The sequence below is a fragment of the Sphingomonas kyungheensis genome (assembly GCF_037120395.1).
In the GTDB taxonomy this organism is placed as follows: Bacteria; Pseudomonadota; Alphaproteobacteria; order Sphingomonadales; family Sphingomonadaceae; genus Sphingomonas; species Sphingomonas kyungheensis.
The window spans coordinates 366,316-382,994 of the sequence record NZ_JBBBDM010000002.1 but is presented as its reverse complement, the minus strand read 5'-3'; the positions used below and the strand labels follow the sequence as shown (position 1 = coordinate 382,994).

Here is a 16,679-nt window from a genome sequence, read left to right as displayed (position 1 = left end):
CTTATGATCCCCGCCCTCCTCCTGCTCGCCCAGGCCGCCGATCCGGTCGCCGCGAGCGTCGCGGCGATGTCGCCCGAGCGCAAGGCCGCGCAATTGCAGAGCACCGCGCCCGCCGACGCCGCCGCGGGCCTGCCCGCCTATGACTGGTGGAACGAAGGGCTGCACGGCCTCGCGCGCGATGGCTATGCCACGGTCTTCCCGCAGGCGATCGGCCTTGCCGCGACCTGGGACGTCGATCTGATGAACAAGGTCGGCACCGTCGTCAGCATCGAGGCGCGCGCCAAGTTCAACGCGCAACCCGCCGCCGCGGATCGCCGCATCTATCAGGGGCTGACGATCTGGTCGCCCAACATCAACATCTTCCGTGATCCGCGCTGGGGCCGCGGGCAGGAAACCTATGGCGAGGATCCCTATCTGACCGGGTCGCTCGGCGTCGGCTTCATCACCGGCCTGCAAGGCCCCGACCCCCGGCACCCGCGCGTCGTCGCGACACCCAAGCATTTCGCGGTGCACAGCGGCCCCGAGGCGGGACGCGACAGTTTCGACGTCGACGTCAGCCCGCGCGATCTCGAGGCGACCTATCTTCCCGCCTTCCGCCGCGCGATCACCGAGGGCAAGGCACAGTCGCTGATGTGTGCCTATAACAGCATCCACGGCGTGCCGGCCTGCGCCGCCTCGTGGCTGATGAACGATCGCCTGCGCCACGACTGGGGCTTCGCCGGCTTCACCGTCTCGGACTGCGACGCGGTGTCGAACATCTCGATCTACCATCATTACCGGCTCGACGCGGCCGGCGCGGCGGCGGCGGGCATCCGTGGCGGGACCGACATCAATTGCGGTACGGCCTATGCCGCCTTGCCCGAAGCGCTCGCCAAGGGCCTCGTCACCCAGGCGGAGGTCGATACCGCGCTGACCCGCGCACTGCGCGCCCGCCGCGCGCTCGGCATCGCTTACGGGGGCACCAGCCCCTGGGCGAGCATCAAGCCCAGCGAGCTGGCGACGCCCGCGCATCATGCCGTCGCGCTGGAGGCGGCACGCAAGGCGATCGTGCTGTTGCAGAATACCAACGCGCGCCTGCCGCTCGCCGCCGGGAGCCGGATCGCGGTGATCGGCGCCAATGCCGACGATCTCGGCGTGCTGCAGGGCAATTACCACGGCACGGCGATGCACCCGGTGACGCCGCTCGAAGGCCTTCGCCAGCGTTTCGGCGCCGCCAATGTCCGTTATGCGCAAGGCTCGCTGCTCGCCGAAAGCTCGGCGATCGTCGTGCCGGAGACCGCGCTGCGCGCCGACGGCAAGCCCGGCCTGCGCGCCACCTATACCGGCGGCAGCGGCGCACCGACCGTGCGGCAGGACCGTCGCATCGACCTCGACGTCAACCGCGCGCCGCCCGCGCCCGGCCTGCCCGCGATCGGCTATACCGCGCGCTGGACCGGCGAGTTCGTGCCGCCCGCGCCCGGCCGCTACCATCTGATCCTCGACCAGACGCAATGCTGGAAGGATTGCACGGTCCACGACCGCGCGACGCTGACGCTCGGCGGCAAGACGCTGCACGACGGCGATCTGCCCAAGGGCCGCGTCGACCTCGTCATCGACAGCGACGGCACGCCGCAGCCGATCGACATCCGGCTTGACCATCGGTCGGAGGACGACAGCTTCCGTCTGTTGTGGCTGCCGCCCGCCGAGCCGTTGCTCGCGCAGGCGGTCGAGGCGGCGCGCCAGTCCGACGTCGCGGTGGTGGTCGCCGGCCTGTCGCCCGATCTGGAAGGCGAGGCGCTCTCCGTCTCCGTCCCCGGCTTCGTCGGCGGCGACCGGACCGACATCGCTCTGCCCGAGCCGCAGCTCCGGCTGCTCGCCGCGCTCAAGGCGACGGGCAAGCCGATCGTCCTGGTGCTGACCAGCGGCAGCGCGGTGGCGGTCGATCCCGCCGCCGCCGATGCGATCCTCGCCAATTGGTATGGCGGCGAGGCGGGCGGCACCGCGCTCGCCGACGTGCTGTCGGGGGCGACCAATCCCGCCGGGCGCCTGCCGGTGACGCTGTACCGCACCACCGCCGACCTGCCCGCCTTCACCGATTACAACATGAAGGAGCGCACCTATCGCTATTTCACCGGCACGCCGCTGTGGGGCTTCGGCCATGGCCTCAGCTACACGCGCTTCGGCTATGCGGCACCGCGCGGCGCCGCATCGGTCGCGGCGGGCGGCGCGCTGACCGTCGACACGACGGTGACGAACAGCGGCGCGCGCGACGGCGAGGAGGTGGTGCAGGCCTATCTCGTCCCGCCGGCAGGAACCGGCCTCGGCGGCAATGACGCGGTGCTGCAACGCCAGCTCGTCGGCTTCCGCCGCATCGCCGTCGCGCGCGGGCGCAGCAGCAATGTGCGCTTCACGATCGATCCGCGCGGCATGAGCATCGTCGATCGCGACGGCCGCCGTCACGTCGCCCCCGGCGCCTACCGGCTCTACGTCGGCGGTGGTCAGCCGGGTGACGGCGCGGGGCAATGGTTCGACTTCACCGTGACGGGGACGGACATGGAGCTGCCGAAATGAGCGGAGAACTCCGTGCCGCGGGCGGCATCGCCCTGCCCCGCCGCAGCGTGCTCGCCGGCGGGGTCGTGGCCGCCGCGGGGCTGGCGACGCCGGCCTTCGCCGCATCCCTGCCGTCGAAACGACCGGCGCCGGCCGACCGGCGCTTCACCAGCCCCGCGGTGGAGCGCGAGCTGGTCCGCGTCGCCGGCCGGATCGGTGACGACAAGCTGCGCTGGATGTTCGGCAATTGCTATCCGAACACGCTCGACACGACGGTGACGCAGGTCGGCACGGTGGACGGCAAGCCGGACAGCTTCGTCATCACCGGCGACATCCCCTGCCTGTGGCTGCGCGATTCGTCGGCGCAGGTGAAGCCCTATCTCCACCTTGCCCGCAAGGCGCCCGAGCTGCGCAGACTGATCGGCGGCCTGATCGCCCGACAGGCGCGCTGCATCCTGATCGATCCCTATGCCAACGCCTTCATGGAGGATCCGACCGCCAGGTCGAACCTCGAATGGTCGCAGAAGGACGAGACGGAGATGAAGCCGGGCGTCGCCGAGCGGAAGTGGGAGATCGACTCGCTCTGCTATCCGATGCGGCTCGCGCATGGATACTGGCGCGCGACCGGCGATGCCGCGCCCTTCGACGCGACCTGGGCGGAGGCCGCGCGCGCGAGCATCCGCACCTTCCGCGAACAGCAGAGGAAGGACGGCCCCGGCCCGTACAGCTTCCGCCGCTCCGCGCCGCAGCCGACCGAGACGTTGCTCTGGGGTCACGGCCATCCGACGCGGCCGGTCGGGCTGATCCATTCGGGCTTCCGCCCGTCGGACGATGCCTGCCTCTATCCCTTCCTGATCCCGAGCAATCTGTTCGCGGTCACGGCGTTACGCGAACTCGCCGTCGTCGCCAACGAGGCGCGGCACGATGCCGCCCTCGCCGCCGCCGCCACCGCGCTGGCGGCGGAGGTCGAGGCGGCGCTCAAGGCCTATGGGACGATGCGGCTGCGCGACGGCAGCGAGGTCTGGGCCTATGAGGTCGACGGCTTCGGCAACGCCATCTTCATGGACGACGCCAACGTGCCGTCGCTGTCGGGGCTCGGCTATCTCGGCTGCGTCGACTCGGCCGATCCGCTGTGGCGGCGGACGCAGGCCGCGTGCTGGAGCGCGGCCAATCCGTGGTTCTTCCGCGGCCGCGCCGGCGAGGGCATCGGCGGCCCGCATGTCGGTGCGGGCCAGATCTGGCCGATGTCGCTGACCATCCGCGCGCTTTCCGCGACCGACGACGCGACGATCCGCGCCGCGCTGCGCAGCCTGCGCGATACCGACGGCGGCACCGGCTTCATCCACGAAAGCTTCGACCAGGACGATCCCGCCAAATTCACCCGCGCCTGGTTCGCCTGGGCGAACGGCCTGTTCGCCGAGCTCATCCTCCATCTTGCCGCGACCCGGCCCGCATTGCTCAAGGCGCCCCTATGACCGATCGCACCCTCTCCCGCCGTGCGCTGCTCGCCGGCACCGCCGCCGCCGGCCTGCCGCTCGCCCTGCCGTTGCCGGCCCTCGCCGCGGCGCCCGCGCCGGCCAAGGCCAATCTGTTCGTCGGTACCGGCGGCCACGGCCATACCTATCCCGGCGCGACTTTGCCGTTCGGCATGGTGCAGCTCAGCCCCGACACCGATGTCGAGCGATGGGACGCCTGCTCCGGCTATCACCGCGACGATACGTCGATCATGGGGTTCAGCCATACCCATCTGTCGGGCACCGGCATCGGCGACATGCTCGACGTGCTGGTGGTGCCGACGGCGGGCACGAAAACGGGCGGCAAGGTCGAATTGCTGCCGGGGCCGCTCGCCGATCCCGATGCCGGCTACCGCCAGCGGTTCACCGCCGAACAGGCCGAGCCCGGCTATTATCGCGTTGCGCTGGAAAGCGGCGTGCGCGCCGAGCTGACCGTCACCGAACGGACCGGCTATCACCGCTATACCTTCCCCGCGGGTGCGGGGCATATCCTGATCGACCTGTCGCATCTCGTCCTCGACAAGAGCGACCAGCCGCCGCTGATCACCGACGCGAGCCTGACGCTCGACGCCGACGGCACGCTGACCGGGAGCCGCACCGTCAACCGCTGGGCGAAGGGGCGGCATATCCATTTCGCGCTCCAGACCTCGCGCACGCCGAGCCGCGTCACGCTCTATGGCGACGGCGATGCCGAGCAACCCGCCGGCGCGCGCGCGGTGCGGGGCAACCGGCTGAAGGCGGTGCTCCATTATGACGATGCCGGCGGGGCACCGATCCTGGTCCGCTGCGGCATTTCGGGCGTCGACGTCGCCGGCGCGCGCGCCAACCTCGCCGCCGAGGGCAAGAGCTGGGATTTCGACGCGGTGCGCCGCGCCGCGCAGGACCGCTGGGCAGAGGCCTTCGCCGGCGTGCGCATCGCCGGCGGCAGCGCCGATCAGCGCGTCATCTTCGCCTCCGCGCTGTATCATGCGCTGCTCGCGCCGACGCTCTTCTCCGATGTCGACGGCCGCTACATCGGGCTCGACCGCAAGCCGCACCGGCTCGGCGCGGGCGAGCGCGCGTACAGCAGCTATTCGCTGTGGGACACCTATCGCGCGCTGCATCCGCTGCTCACCATCGTCGCCCCCGATCAGGCGCAGGCGCTGGTCCACGACCTGATCCGCCAGACGCAGCAGAGCGTCTATGGCCCGCCGGTCTGGCCGTTGCAGGGGGTCGAGACGGGGACGATGATCGGCTGGCACGCGGTATCGGTCCTCGCCGAGGCGCAGGCCAAGGGGATCGCCGCCGATTATGCCGCCGCCTGGCCGGCGATCGCCAAGCGCAGCTTCGACTTCACCGCGCCCGACCTCGACAACAGCAAGGGCCGCGACGTCTATGACGCCAAGGGCTATGTCCCCGCCGACGTCTGGTTCGAAAGCGTCAGCCGGACGCAGGAATATGCCTATGACGACTGGGTCTCGGCGCACCTCGCCCGCGCGGCGGGGGAGGGCGCCGCGGCGGACCGGCTGCTCAAGCGGTCGGGCAACTGGCGCAACGTCATCGACGGCAAGGCGGGCTTCGCCAAGCCGCGCTTCGCCAACGGCCAGTGGTGGTCGCCCTATGATCCCGTCCAGCTCGGCCATATGCCCAAGCCGTGGTGGCGCGACTATACCGAGGCGAACGGCTGGCAGGCGACCTTCCTCAACCAGCATGACGTCTATGGCCTGATCGACCATATGGGCGGCGATGCGAGGTTCGAGGCGCGGCTCGACGCGCTGTTCACCGCGCCGTCGACGCTGCCGGCCAATGCGCCGCCCGACATCAGCGGCCTCGTCGGCCAATATGCGCATGGCAACGAGCCCAACCATCACGTCGCCTATCTCTACGTCTATGCCGGCGCGGCGTGGAAGACGCAGGCGATGGTGCGGCGCCTGTGCACCGAAATGTACAAGAACGACCCCGACGGGATCATCGGCAACGACGATTGCGGCCAGATGAGCGCGTGGTTCGTGCTGTCGTCGCTCGGCTTCTATCCGGTCGATCCGGTCGAGGCGGTCTATGTCTTCGGCTCGCCCCTGTTCGAACGCGCCGAGTTGCGCCTGCCTGGCGGCAAGAGCCTGACGATCGAGGCGCCGGGCAACCGCGCCGACACGCCGTATATCCGCGCGGTGACGTTCAACGGCCGGCCGTGGACCAAGTCGTGGATCAGCCATGCCGAGCTGATGCAGGGCGGCCGCCTCAGCTTCACGATGAGCGCTATGCCCAACACGGCCTTCGGTGCCGCCAAGGCCGACCGGCCGCCATCGCACGGCCGCGCTGCCAGCGCCTGACCGCCATCCAATCGGAGAGTTTCGTGACCGACCTCAGCCGCCGTACCATCCTCGCCACCGGCCTCGCCGCCACCGCCATGCCCGCGCTCGCCGCGCCCGCCTCCACGGCCGGTGCGCCCAAGCCCTATGGTGCGACGCCCTCGCCGCGCCAGCTCGCCTGGCATCGCCGCGAACGCTACGCCTTCGTCCATTTCTCGATCAACACCTTCACCAATCGCGAATGGGGCTATGGCGACGAGAGCCCGGCGCTGTTCAACCCGACCGACTTCGCGCCGGACCAGATCGTCGCCGCCGCCAAGGCCGGCGGGATGCGCGGCATCATCCTCACCGCCAAGCATCACGACGGTTTTTGCCTGTGGCCGACGCAGCTGACCGAACATTGCATCCGCAACAGCCCCTACAAGAACGGCAAGGGCGATATCGTCCGCGAAATGGAACAGGCGACGCGCCGCGCCGGCCTGTCGTTCGGCCTGTATCTGTCGCCCTGGGACCGCAATCATCCCGAATACGGCCGCCCCGCCTATATCGACTATTACCGCAAGCAGGTGGTCGAGCTGTGCACCCGCTATGGCGAATTGTTCGAATTCTGGTTCGACGGCGCCAATGGCGGCGACGGCTATTATGGCGGCGCCCGCGAGACGCGGAAGATCGATGCGCCCAAATATTATAACTGGCCGTCGATCATCGCGCTCGTCCACCAGCATCAGCCGATGGCCTGCACCTTCGATCCGCTCGGCGCGGACATCCGCTGGGTCGGCAACGAGGATGGCGTCGCCGGCGATCCCTGCTGGCCGACGATGCCCGATCATCCCTATGTGCAAAGCGAGGGCAACAGCGGCGTCCGCGGCGGTGTCCTGTGGTGGCCGGCGGAGACCGACGTGTCGATCCGTCCCGGCTGGTTCTACCATCCCGACGAGGACGGCGCGGTGAAGACGCCGGAGCGGCTGATCCGGCTGCACGACGAATCGATCGGGCGGGGCACCAACCTCAACCTCAACCTGCCGCCCGACCGGCGCGGTCGCATCCCCGATCACGACGTCGCGGTGCTCAAGAGCTTCGGCGCGGCGCTGGAGGCGAGCTTCGCCAGGGATCTCGCGCAGGGCGCGGTCGCTTCGGCGAGCGCGACGCGTGGCGCGGCCTTCGCCCCCGCCAAGGTGCTCGACGGCGATCGCGACAGCTATTGGTCGACGCCCGACGGCATCACCACGCCGACGCTGACGCTCGACCTGCCGCCGGGCCGCCGCTTCGACCTTATCCGGTTGCGCGAATTTCTGCCGCTCGGCGTCCGCGTCACCCGCTTCGCGGTCGAGGCGGAGGTCGGCGGCCGCTGGCAGCGGCTCGCCGAAAAGAGCTGCATCGGCGCGCAGCGGATCATCCGCCTGCCCCGGCCGATCGACGCGCGCCGGCTGCGGCTGGTGATCCTCGACGCCCCCGCCTGCCCGGCGATCAGCGAAGTCGCGCTGTTCCACAGCGTCGCGCCGGTCGCCGTCGCCGCCCCGCGCGTCGCCGATGCCACCGCCCTGTCACCGCGCGGCTGGAAGGTCGTCACGGCGAGCGCGCCGGGCGCCGAAGCTTTGCTCGACGGCAATGGCGACACGATCTGGTCGCAACCCGCCCCCGCCGCGACGCCGGCAAGCGTGACGCTCGATCTCGGCCGCGCGCAGACCGTCGCCGGGTTCAGCCTGACGCCATGGCGGCACCCGGACACCGCCAGCGCGCCGCCGCGCGGCTATCATGCCGAAACCAGCCTCGACGGCACGCACTGGACCGACGCCGGTGAAGGCGAGTTCCAGAACATCGCTTATGCGCTGGCGACGCAGCGCATCCCGTTCGCCGCGCCGCGCGAGCTGCGCTTCCTGCGGCTGAGCTTCCCGGCGACCGCGGTGCCGGCGGCGAAGCTGGCGATCGCCGATGTCGGGGCGTTCAGCGGGTGAAGCGGGGCGGGCTCATGGGCAGCGGCAGGGCATTACGCGCAGCAGTCCCGAAGATTTGACCGCTATTCTCTGCGTGTGCGAGGCTTCCGGTAAAGCGCACCAGGGCTCCCGCCAAGGCGGGAGCCCAGTTCTTCCTGCCGCCAGATCTCGCTCTGCTTGGCCACTGGAGTTCCGCTTGCGCGGGAATACTGGTGTACGCCGAGGTGGGAATTCCGTGAGCACCTACATCTGCGCGACGAGGCCGAGTGCTAGACCGACACGGCACCGCCACCGCGAGACGCCGCGCGCCCGCTCAGATCCCGCCGACCGTCACCGTTCGCCCGCCCGCCTCGAGCGCCTGCGTCAGATCGGCGACGCATTGCGCGACCAGATCCGCGTCCGCGCTGCGCACGACGAAATTGGCCCCCGTCCGCCCGTCGCGGAAGAAGGGGTAGGACCCGATCGAGACGCCCGCATGCGCCTTCTCCGAGTCGCGCAGCAGATCGGCGACCTCGCTCTCGGCGACCCAGCAGCCGATCGTGCCCGACACCACCGGCCGGCCCCCTTCGAGCGTCCCGGTCAGCGCGTCGAGCATGCCGGCGGTGATATGCGGTACGCCGGCCATGATGAAGATGTTGCCGACCCGGATACCCGGCGCACCCGACACGCGATTGGGGATGAGGCCCGCCCCCGCCGGCACCCGCGCCATGCGCGCCCGCGTCTCGGTCAGTCCGCCGCGCGTCGCATAATAGGCTTCGAGCGTCGCCATCGCTTCGGGATGGTGCTCGACCGCCACGCCCAGCGCCGCGGCGATCGCGTCGACGGTGATGTCGTCATGCGTCGGGCCGATGCCGCCGGTGGTGAAGAGATAGTCGTTGCGCGCGCGCAGGATGTTGACCGCCTCGACGATCGCCGGCTCGCGATCCGGCACGACGCGCACCTCGGCGAGGCGGATGCCCTGGACGTTGAGCCAGCTTGCCAGCTGCGCGATATTCTTGTCCTGCGTCCGGCCGGAGAGGATTTCATCCCCGATCACGACCAGCGCGGCGGTCCAGATACGTTCCTGCTCCATCCCCCGGTCATAGCCTCGCAAAATCGCGGCGACCACGCTATATCGCGGCGATGACCGAATATGTGACCGTTACCTCCGACGCACCCGAAGGCCGCACCGGCGCGATCAAATTGCACGGCCCGGCCGCCTTCGCCGGGATGCACAAGGCAGGCCGGCTCGCCGCCGAGACGCTCGACATGCTCGTGCCCCATATGGTGCCGGGCGTCACCACCGCGGAGCTCGACCGGCTGATCTACGACTTCATCGTCGCACGCGACGGCGTACCGGCGACGCTCGGTTATCGCGGTTACACGCATTCGACCTGCATCTCGATCAACCACGTCGTCTGCCACGGCATCCCGTCGGACAAGACGCTCAAGTCGGGCGACATCGTCAATGTCGACGTGACGCCGATCGTCGATGGCTGGCATGGCGATTCGAGCCGCATGTACCTGATCGGCGAGGTGCCGTTGAAGGCGCGGCGGCTGGTCGAGGTGACCTATGAATGCCTGATGCTCGGCATCGAACAGGCGCGGCCCGGCAACCACATGGGCGATGTCGCCAATGCGATCCAGCGCCATGCGGAAAAGCATCGCTATGGCGTCGTGCGCGACTTCTGCGGCCATGGCCTCGGCCGGCTGTTCCACGACGCGCCCGAGGTGGTGCATGTCGGCAAGCCGGGCACCGGCCCCGAGCTCAAGCCCGGGATGATCTTCACGATCGAACCGATGATCAATATCGGCCGCCCCGACGTCAAGCTGCTCGACGACGGCTGGACCGCGGTGACGCGCGACCGCTCGCTGTCGGCGCAGTTCGAACATTCGATCGGTATCACCGACGACGGCTGCGAGATCTTCACCACCTCCCCCGCCGGCTATCACCAGCCACCTTATGGCTGAGCGTGTCGCATCCGCTTGACGCGCCGGTCTGGCATGCGCTGACGACCCGGCTGGCGCCGCTGGCGAGCGGCGACGGCGACGCGCGGCGGATCGATCCCGACCATGGCCTGTTCGCGGCGCTGGCACCCGGTGCCCGACCGGACGGCGCGGCGCTGGCCGCACTGGTCGCGCCGGGCGAGACGATCGGCTTGATCGAAGTCGCGCCGGCCGCGACCCTGCCCGGCTTTCACTGCACCAGCCGCGCCGCCTGCCTCCAGATGATAGCGGAAACCCCCGTGGCGGCGCCCGACGATGCCGGGATCCTGCCGTTGGGCGAGGACGATGCCGCCGAGATGCTCGCCCTTGCCACCCTCACCCGTCCCGGCCCCTTTTTTCGACGGACGCACCGGTTCGGTGGCTTCGTCGGCATGCGCCGCGGCGGCCGGCTGGTGGCGATGGCCGGCACGCGGCTCGCGCTTCCCGGCTTTCGCGAGGTCAGCGGGGTCTGTACCCATCCCGATCATCGGGGCGGCGGCAAAGCGGCGCGCCTGATCGCCAGCGTCGCGACGGCGATCCGCGCGGCGGGCGACGTGCCGTTCCTGACCAGTTATGCCGACAATGACGGCGCGATCGCGCTCTATCGCCGGCTCGGCTTTACGCCGCGTGCAACGCTGCGTTTCCATCTGTTCGCCCGCGTCTGACGGACCCTTGGCAGTCCCCCTGCGTTGGCAGCGGCCTGTTCTATCAAAGGCTTAGCATGACCAAACAGGCATTGATCGTCGGCGCGAGCGGAATCGTCGGCAGCGCTACAGCCGCGCTGCTCGTCGAACAGGGCTGGCAGGTCCATGGCCTCGCCCGTCGTCCCGGCGAACAGCAGGGTGTGACCCCGGTCGCCGCCGACCTGCTCGACGCGGCGGGCACCGCCACCGCGCTGGCGGGGCTGCGGCCCGATGCCGTGTTCATCACCACCTGGCTGCGGCAGGACAGCGAGGCGGAGAATATCCGCGTCAATGCGACGATGGTCCGCAACCTGCTCGACGGGCTGCGCGCCAATGACGGCGCGGCGCGCCATGTCGCGCTCGTCACCGGCCTCAAACATTATCTCGGGCCGTTCGAGGCCTATGGCAAAGGCACGCTGCCGCAGACGCCGTTCCGCGAGGAACAGGGCCGGCTTGATGTCGAAAATTTTTATTACGCCCAGGAGGACGAGGTGTTCGCCGCGGCGGAACGCGACGGGTTCAGCTGGAGCGTCCACCGTCCGCATACGGTGATCGGCAAGGCGGTCGGCAATGCGATGAACATGGGCACGACGCTCGCGGTCTATGCGACCATGTGCCGCGAGACGGGGCGACCGTTCCGCTTCCCCGGATCGGCGGCGCAGTGGAACGGCCTCACCGACATGACCGACGCCGGCCAGCTCGCCCGGCATCTGCTGTGGGCGGCGAGCACGCCGGCAGCGGCGAACGAGGCGTTCAATGTCGTCAACGGCGATGTCTTCCGCTGGAGCTGGATGTGGCAGCGGATCGCCGACTGGTTCGGCGTGGAAGTTGCGCCGTTCGACGGGACGGTGATGCCGCTCGAACAGCAGATGGCGGACGACGCGAACCTGTGGCGCGGGATCGCGACGCGCGAGGGACTGGCTGAGCCCGACCTCGCCCGCCTCGCCTCGCCGTGGCACACCGACGCAGACCTCGGCCGGCCGATCGAAGTCGTCACCGACATGTCGAAGAGCCGCAAGCTGGGCTTCACCGCCTATCAGCCGACCGACGACGCCTTCTTCGCCCTGTTCGAGCGGCTGCGCGCCGACCGGTTGATCCCGTGACGGCACCACGCCGATGAACGACGAGCGATCCGACAAGGGCCGCGCGGTGCCGAGCGGCCGGCTGTCGCGGCTCGGCGCCTTCGGGCGGCTTGCCGCGGGGGTCGGTGGCGGCGTCGTCGCCGAGGGCGCGCGGCGGCTGGCGGCGGGTGAGCGGCCGCGGATGGGCGATCTGCTGCTCACCCCCGCCAATGCGACCCGCGTCGCCGATCAGCTTGCGCATCTGCGCGGCGCGGCGATGAAGCTCGGCCAGATGATCTCGATGGATGCGGGCGACATGCTGCCGCCCGAACTCGCGACGATCCTTTCCCGGCTGCGCAACGACGCGCACCATATGCCGCCGCCGCAGCTCAACACGGTGCTCACCGCCGCCTGGGGGCGCGACTGGCGACGGCGCTTCGCGCATTTCCAGGCGCATCCCATCGCCGCCGCCTCGATCGGTCAGGTCCATCGCGCCCGCCTGCCCGACGGCCGCGAACTGGCGATCAAGGTGCAATATCCCGGCGTGATGCAGAGCATCGACGCCGATGTCGACAATGTCGCGACCCTACTGCGCGTCTCCGGCCTGCTGCCCAAGGAACTCGACATCGCGCCGCTGCTCGACGAGGCGAAGCGGCAGCTGCACGAGGAGGCGGATTATCTGCGCGAGGGCGCGATGATGACGCGCTATCGCGACCTGCTCGCGGGCGAGCCGGCGTTCGTCGTACCCGAACTCGATCCCGACCTCACCACCCCCAATGTCCTGGCGATGAGCTATGTCGCAGGCGTGCCGATCGAGACGCTGGAGACGGCGGACCAATCGGTGCGCGACGATGCGATGCACAGCCTGATCGCACTGGTGCTGCGTGAACTGCTCGACTGGGGGCTGATGCAGACCGACCCCAATTTCGCCAATTACCGTTGGCAGCCCGAGACGGGCCGGATCGTGCTGCTCGATTTCGGCGCGGCCCGACCGGTCGCGCCGGCGACGGCGGCGGGCTATCGCCGGCTGCTCGCCGCCGGCCTGTCGGGCGAGCGCGACGCGGTGCGCGCGGCGGCGATCGCGGCGGGCTTCCTCGGCGAGGCGGCGGCGGCGCGGCATCGTCCGCTGGTCGATGCGATGATCGACGTGATCCTCGGCGAACTCAACCGCCCCGGCCCATTCGACTTCGGCGACCGCGCCTTCGTCGGCGTCGTGCGCGAACAGGGGATCGAGATGGCGCGCGACCGCGCGACCTGGCATCTGCCCCCCGCCGACACCTTGTTCGTCCAGCGCAAGATCAGCGGCACCGCCCTGCTCGCCGCCCGGCTGAAGGCACGGGTCGACATCAGGGCGATGGTCGCCGGACGGGTCTGACGATTACGCCGCCGGCGGGGCGAGCAGTTCGGGTTCCAGCAGGCGGTGGAGGTGGACGACGACGAACTTCATCTCCGCATCGTCGACGGTGCGCTGCGCATGGGCGCGCCACGCCTTTTCGGCGCTGGCATAATCGGCATAGATGCCGACGATCTCGAGCTGCGACGGATCGGCGAACTCGAGGGTACGGGGGTCTTTGACGCGGCCGCCGAAGACGAGGTGAAGCTTGCTCATGCGCGTATCCCGGGTGTGAGGGTCAAGCCCAGCGCCCTAGCCTGTTGCGCCGCACTATTGAACCCCCGCGACACCGCCGCGCGAACGGCGGCGTCGCGCCGGTATCACGCCTTGTTGGCGGCCGTCTTCACCGCGGCGGAGCCGGCGGTCGAGGCGGCCTTGGCGATGCCCTGGAACAGCGACTTGACCTGATCCTTGGCGGCATCCTTGGACAGGCCGGCATTCTGCAGCTCGCTGGCGCCGGCCTCGCGCGCCGCCTGCACGGCGCCGCGTGCCCGCTCGCCGAGCGTCCGGCCGAGCGGAGCGAGCAATTCCTTCTCCTTCGCCGAACGCGGGATCAGCGCGCCGGCAAGCGCGCCGATGGCGAGGCCGCCGGCGACGATCGCCAGCGGATTATGCTCGACCGCATCGGCGGTGCGGCGTGCGGCGTCGCTGGCGACATGCTTGGCGTCGTCGATACGGGCGTGGATGTCGTGGCTGTCGGTCATGGGGCTATCCTTTTGCGAACGGGGTCAGTCCTGCGGGCCGAGACCGGGTTCATGGTCGCGGTGGCCCGGCTTGTGCTTGGGCTTGCGGCGAAACAGCGCCGCGATACGGTGACGGGCGAGGAACAGGCCGGCGACCGCGGTGGCGCCGGCGACGGCACCCGGATTGCGCACCGCGGTGTTGAGACTGGCCTGCGCCGCGGCACCGCTCTTGTCGGTGATCTCACGCGCCGCCTGCAGCGCGAGCGTGCGCGGGTTGAGCCGGACCTGCAGCCGCCCCAGCGTAGCGTTGAGCCGCGCGCGTGCCGCCGCTGCCTCGGCTTCGGCCGTCGCGAGACGCAGCGAGGGTTCGGGACCGCTCATCGCGCGGTGCCCGGCGCCAGCCGGCCCTTGCCGATGATCGCGAGCACACCGGCGATCGCGAACACCGTGATCACCACCGCGGCGGTGGCGAGCCCGGGGCCGATCAGCGTTGCCAGGCTGAGGATCAGCCCGACGAGCAGGGCGATGAGACCGGCAAGCGCCAGCACAGCCGCCGCGACGAAGAAGATCGCCGCGTTGCGATAGGCACTTGCGCGTTCACCGACGCGCGCCTTGACCAGCGCGATCTCCGCGCTGGCGAGGCCACGCGCATCGTCGACGAGCTGCGACAGCAACGTCGGGATGCTTTCGTCCTCGGTGACCGGCTGGGTCGTCGCCATCGTGCGATCAGACCTTGTTGCTGTCGATGCCGGACTGGACGAGGCGGGCGAGCGCGAAGCCGAGCGCCGCCGCGACGCCGACGGCGACGCCGGGGCTCTTGCGGACGAACTCGCGTGCCTCGTCGAGCAGCTCCTCGACGTCCTTCGCCTTGAGCTGCTCGGCAAAGCCCGAGACGGTACCGGCGGCGGTGCGGGCGTAATCGCCGTATTGCGCGCCGAGCTTGTCATCGACCTGCCCCGCCGCGTCGTTGATCAGCTGCGACAGCTGGTCGAGACCGCCCACCGCCCGTTCCTTGCCGGTATCGGCGAAGGTGCGGATCCGGTCGGTCGCCTGCGCGCCATATTTCGACGAATAGTCCTTCACCGTCTGCTTGGCCTGTTCGGTCGTGCTCGCCGGCGCGGCGGCCGGATCGGCGGCCGGATCGGCGGCGTCGGTGGTAGTGGCACCGGCGTCGGTGGCGGAAACGGTGGTGAAATCGGTATCGGCCATGGATCGCCCTTTCCTGTGTTCGCAACGCTCAACCCCGGCCCGTCCGGCGCGGTTCCCTCGCCGTGGAGGAGATTGCCGCGACACGGTCGGCACGATAGAGCGCGCCCATCACGCCCCAGAGGTAGGAGCATCGTTACGTGACCGCAATCATCGACATCCATGGCCGGCAGATCCTCGACAGCCGCGGCAACCCGACGGTCGAGGTCGACGTGCTGCTGGAGGACGGCAGCTTCGGACGTGCGGCGGTGCCGTCGGGCGCCTCGACGGGCGCGCATGAGGCAGTCGAGAAGCGCGACGGCGACAAGAGCCGCTGGGGCGGCAAGGGCGTCGACAATGCGGTCGAGGCGGTCAACGGCGAGCTGGTCGAAGCCCTGCTCGGCCTCGACGCGGAGGATCAGGCGGATCTCGACGCGGCGATGATCGAGCTCGACGGCACGGAGAACAAGGGCCGGCTCGGCGCCAACGCCATCCTCGGCGTCAGCCTCGCCGCCGCCAAGGCCGCGGCGGAAGCGCGCGGCATGCCGCTCTACAAATATGTCGGCGGCGTATCGGCGCACGTGCTGCCGGTGCCGATGATGAACATCATCAACGGCGGCGAACATGCCGACAATCCGATCGACTTCCAGGAGTTCATGATCGTTCCCGTCGGCGCGGCGAACATCGTCGAGGCGGTGCGCTGCGGTTCGGAGATCTTCCACACGCTCAAGAAGGCGCTGCACGACAAGGGCCTGGCCACCGGCATCGGCGACGAGGGCGGTTTCGCGCCGAACATCGCCAGCACCGAGGAGGCGCTGGGCTTCATCATGCAGAGCATCGAAAAGGCGGGTTACACGCCCGGCGACGACGTCATGCTCGCGCTCGATTGCGCCGCGACCGAATTCTACAAGGACGGCCGCTACAATATCTCCGGCGAGGGCAAGGTGCTGGAGAGCGGCGCGATGGCCGAATATCTCGCCGACCTGACCCGCCGCTATCCGATCTTCTCGATCGAGGACGGGATGAGCGAGGACGATTGGGAGGGCTGGAAGGCGCTCACCGACCTCGTCGGCGACACGGTCCAGCTGGTCGGCGACGATCTGTTCGTCACCAACCCGAAGCGGCTGAAGCGCGGCATCGACGGCGGCTACGCCAATTCGCTGCTGGTCAAGGTCAACCAGATCGGCACGCTGACCGAGACGCTGGAAGCGGTCAACATGGCGCAGCGCGCGCGCTATACCGCGGTGATGAGCCATCGCTCGGGCGAGACCGAGGATGCGACGATCGCCGACCTCGCGGTCGCCACCAACTGCGGCCAGATCAAGACCGGCAGCCTGGCCCGGTCGGACCGGCTCGCCAAGTACAACCAGCTCATCCGCATCGAGGAAGAGCTGGGCGACTCGGCACGTTACGCCGGTCGCGACGTTCTGAAGGCTTGATCGGG

Annotated in this window: 15 protein-coding genes; 9 read left to right on the top strand and 6 right to left on the bottom strand. The window is 69.7% G+C overall.

Annotated elements, in window-relative coordinates:
- Positions 1–3: 3 nt before the first annotated feature.
- Genes V8201_RS05900 through V8201_RS05885 form a run of 4 tightly spaced genes read left to right on the top strand, consistent with a single transcriptional unit; the run spans position 4 to position 8,286 of the window.
- Positions 4–2,550 carry a glycoside hydrolase family 3 C-terminal domain-containing protein gene (locus tag V8201_RS05900; RefSeq protein ID WP_336544715.1) on the top strand — a complete coding sequence of 849 codons (2,547 nt, stop codon included), beginning with the start codon at positions 4–6 and terminating at the stop codon, positions 2,548–2,550.
- Entirely contained in the window at positions 2,547–4,004 is a 1,458-nt protein-coding gene (locus V8201_RS05895; RefSeq protein WP_336544714.1) for a glycoside hydrolase family 125 protein, read from the top strand. The genes V8201_RS05900 and V8201_RS05895 overlap by 4 nt, the downstream gene beginning before the upstream one ends.
- Positions 4,001–6,352 carry a GH92 family glycosyl hydrolase gene (locus tag V8201_RS05890; RefSeq protein ID WP_336544713.1) on the top strand — a complete coding sequence of 784 codons (2,352 nt, stop codon included), beginning with the start codon at positions 4,001–4,003 and terminating at the stop codon, positions 6,350–6,352. Before V8201_RS05895 ends, V8201_RS05890 begins: the two co-directional genes overlap by 4 nt.
- A gap of 23 nt (positions 6,353–6,375) precedes the next feature.
- Positions 6,376–8,286 carry an alpha-L-fucosidase gene (locus tag V8201_RS05885; RefSeq protein WP_336544712.1) on the top strand — a complete coding sequence of 637 codons (1,911 nt, stop codon included), beginning with the start codon at positions 6,376–6,378 and terminating at the stop codon, positions 8,284–8,286.
- Positions 8,287–8,578: 292 nt separating this feature from the next.
- Here V8201_RS05885 and V8201_RS05880 read toward each other — a convergent pair whose 3' ends face one another.
- The gene (locus tag V8201_RS05880) at positions 8,579–9,337 is read right to left on the bottom strand and encodes a competence/damage-inducible protein A (protein WP_037530190.1); all 759 of its coding nucleotides are present in this window, start codon (positions 9,335–9,337) and stop codon (positions 8,579–8,581) included.
- A 50-nt stretch (positions 9,338–9,387) separates the two neighbouring features.
- Here V8201_RS05880 and map point away from each other — a divergent pair, with 50 nt between their 5' ends.
- Genes map through V8201_RS05860 form a run of 4 tightly spaced genes read left to right on the top strand, consistent with a single transcriptional unit; the run spans position 9,388 to position 13,349 of the window.
- A complete protein-coding gene (gene map / locus V8201_RS05875; protein WP_037530187.1) occupies positions 9,388–10,215 on the top strand; it encodes a type I methionyl aminopeptidase in 828 nt (275 codons plus the stop codon).
- A gap of 2 nt (positions 10,216–10,217) precedes the next feature.
- Positions 10,218–10,895, top strand: a complete 678-nt coding sequence (locus V8201_RS05870; RefSeq protein ID WP_336544711.1) for a GNAT family N-acetyltransferase — start codon at positions 10,218–10,220, stop codon at positions 10,893–10,895.
- A 56-nt stretch (positions 10,896–10,951) separates the two neighbouring features.
- Positions 10,952–12,016 (top strand): SDR family oxidoreductase, encoded by a 1,065-nt coding sequence (locus V8201_RS05865; protein WP_336544710.1) that lies wholly within the window; start codon positions 10,952–10,954, stop codon positions 12,014–12,016.
- Positions 12,017–12,029: 13 nt separating this feature from the next.
- A complete protein-coding gene (locus tag V8201_RS05860; protein ID WP_037530180.1) occupies positions 12,030–13,349 on the top strand; it encodes an ABC1 kinase family protein in 1,320 nt (439 codons plus the stop codon).
- Between the two features lie 3 nt (positions 13,350–13,352).
- Here V8201_RS05860 and V8201_RS05855 read toward each other — a convergent pair whose 3' ends face one another.
- From V8201_RS05855 to V8201_RS05835, 5 genes are all read right to left on the bottom strand, one after another.
- Positions 13,353–13,583: a DUF4170 domain-containing protein gene (locus tag V8201_RS05855; protein ID WP_037530177.1), complete on the bottom strand. Its 231-nt coding sequence runs from the start codon at positions 13,581–13,583 to the stop codon at positions 13,353–13,355.
- Between the two features lie 104 nt (positions 13,584–13,687).
- Positions 13,688–14,071, bottom strand: coding sequence for a hypothetical protein (locus V8201_RS05850; RefSeq protein WP_051583137.1), 384 nt, complete (start codon positions 14,069–14,071; stop codon positions 13,688–13,690).
- A gap of 24 nt (positions 14,072–14,095) precedes the next feature.
- Positions 14,096–14,431 (bottom strand): DUF3618 domain-containing protein, encoded by a 336-nt coding sequence (locus tag V8201_RS05845; RefSeq protein ID WP_336544709.1) that lies wholly within the window; start codon positions 14,429–14,431, stop codon positions 14,096–14,098.
- The gene (locus tag V8201_RS05840) at positions 14,428–14,769 is read right to left on the bottom strand and encodes a phage holin family protein (RefSeq protein WP_336544708.1); all 342 of its coding nucleotides are present in this window, start codon (positions 14,767–14,769) and stop codon (positions 14,428–14,430) included. The genes V8201_RS05845 and V8201_RS05840 overlap by 4 nt, the downstream gene beginning before the upstream one ends.
- A 7-nt stretch (positions 14,770–14,776) precedes the next feature.
- Positions 14,777–15,259, bottom strand: coding sequence for a hypothetical protein (locus tag V8201_RS05835; RefSeq protein ID WP_336544707.1), 483 nt, complete (start codon positions 15,257–15,259; stop codon positions 14,777–14,779).
- A 137-nt stretch (positions 15,260–15,396) separates the two neighbouring features.
- Here V8201_RS05835 and eno point away from each other — a divergent pair, with 137 nt between their 5' ends.
- Entirely contained in the window at positions 15,397–16,674 is a 1,278-nt protein-coding gene (gene eno / locus V8201_RS05830) for a phosphopyruvate hydratase (protein WP_037530167.1), read from the top strand.
- Positions 16,675–16,679 lie beyond the last annotated feature (5 nt).

What these genes read in the sequence shown, in the direction of transcription:
- V8201_RS05900 (WP_336544715.1), top strand. Translation starts at nt 4, where the DNA reads ATGATCCCCGCCCTCCTCCTGCTCGCCCAGGCCGCCGATCCGGTCGCC.
- V8201_RS05895 (WP_336544714.1), top strand. Translation starts at nt 2,547, where the DNA reads ATGAGCGGAGAACTCCGTGCCGCGGGCGGCATCGCCCTGCCCCGCCGC.
- V8201_RS05890 (WP_336544713.1), top strand. Translation starts at nt 4,001, where the DNA reads ATGACCGATCGCACCCTCTCCCGCCGTGCGCTGCTCGCCGGCACCGCC.
- V8201_RS05880 (WP_037530190.1), bottom strand. Translation starts at nt 9,337, where the DNA reads ATGGAGCAGGAACGTATCTGGACCGCCGCGCTGGTCGTGATCGGGGAT.
- map (WP_037530187.1), top strand. Translation starts at nt 9,388, where the DNA reads ATGACCGAATATGTGACCGTTACCTCCGACGCACCCGAAGGCCGCACC.
- V8201_RS05865 (WP_336544710.1), top strand. Translation starts at nt 10,952, where the DNA reads ATGACCAAACAGGCATTGATCGTCGGCGCGAGCGGAATCGTCGGCAGC.
- V8201_RS05860 (WP_037530180.1), top strand. Translation starts at nt 12,030, where the DNA reads ATGAACGACGAGCGATCCGACAAGGGCCGCGCGGTGCCGAGCGGCCGG.
- V8201_RS05855 (WP_037530177.1), bottom strand. Translation starts at nt 13,583, where the DNA reads ATGAGCAAGCTTCACCTCGTCTTCGGCGGCCGCGTCAAAGACCCCCGT.
- V8201_RS05850 (WP_051583137.1), bottom strand. Translation starts at nt 14,071, where the DNA reads ATGACCGACAGCCACGACATCCACGCCCGTATCGACGACGCCAAGCAT.
- V8201_RS05845 (WP_336544709.1), bottom strand. Translation starts at nt 14,431, where the DNA reads ATGAGCGGTCCCGAACCCTCGCTGCGTCTCGCGACGGCCGAAGCCGAG.
- V8201_RS05840 (WP_336544708.1), bottom strand. Translation starts at nt 14,769, where the DNA reads ATGGCGACGACCCAGCCGGTCACCGAGGACGAAAGCATCCCGACGTTG.
- V8201_RS05835 (WP_336544707.1), bottom strand. Translation starts at nt 15,259, where the DNA reads ATGGCCGATACCGATTTCACCACCGTTTCCGCCACCGACGCCGGTGCC.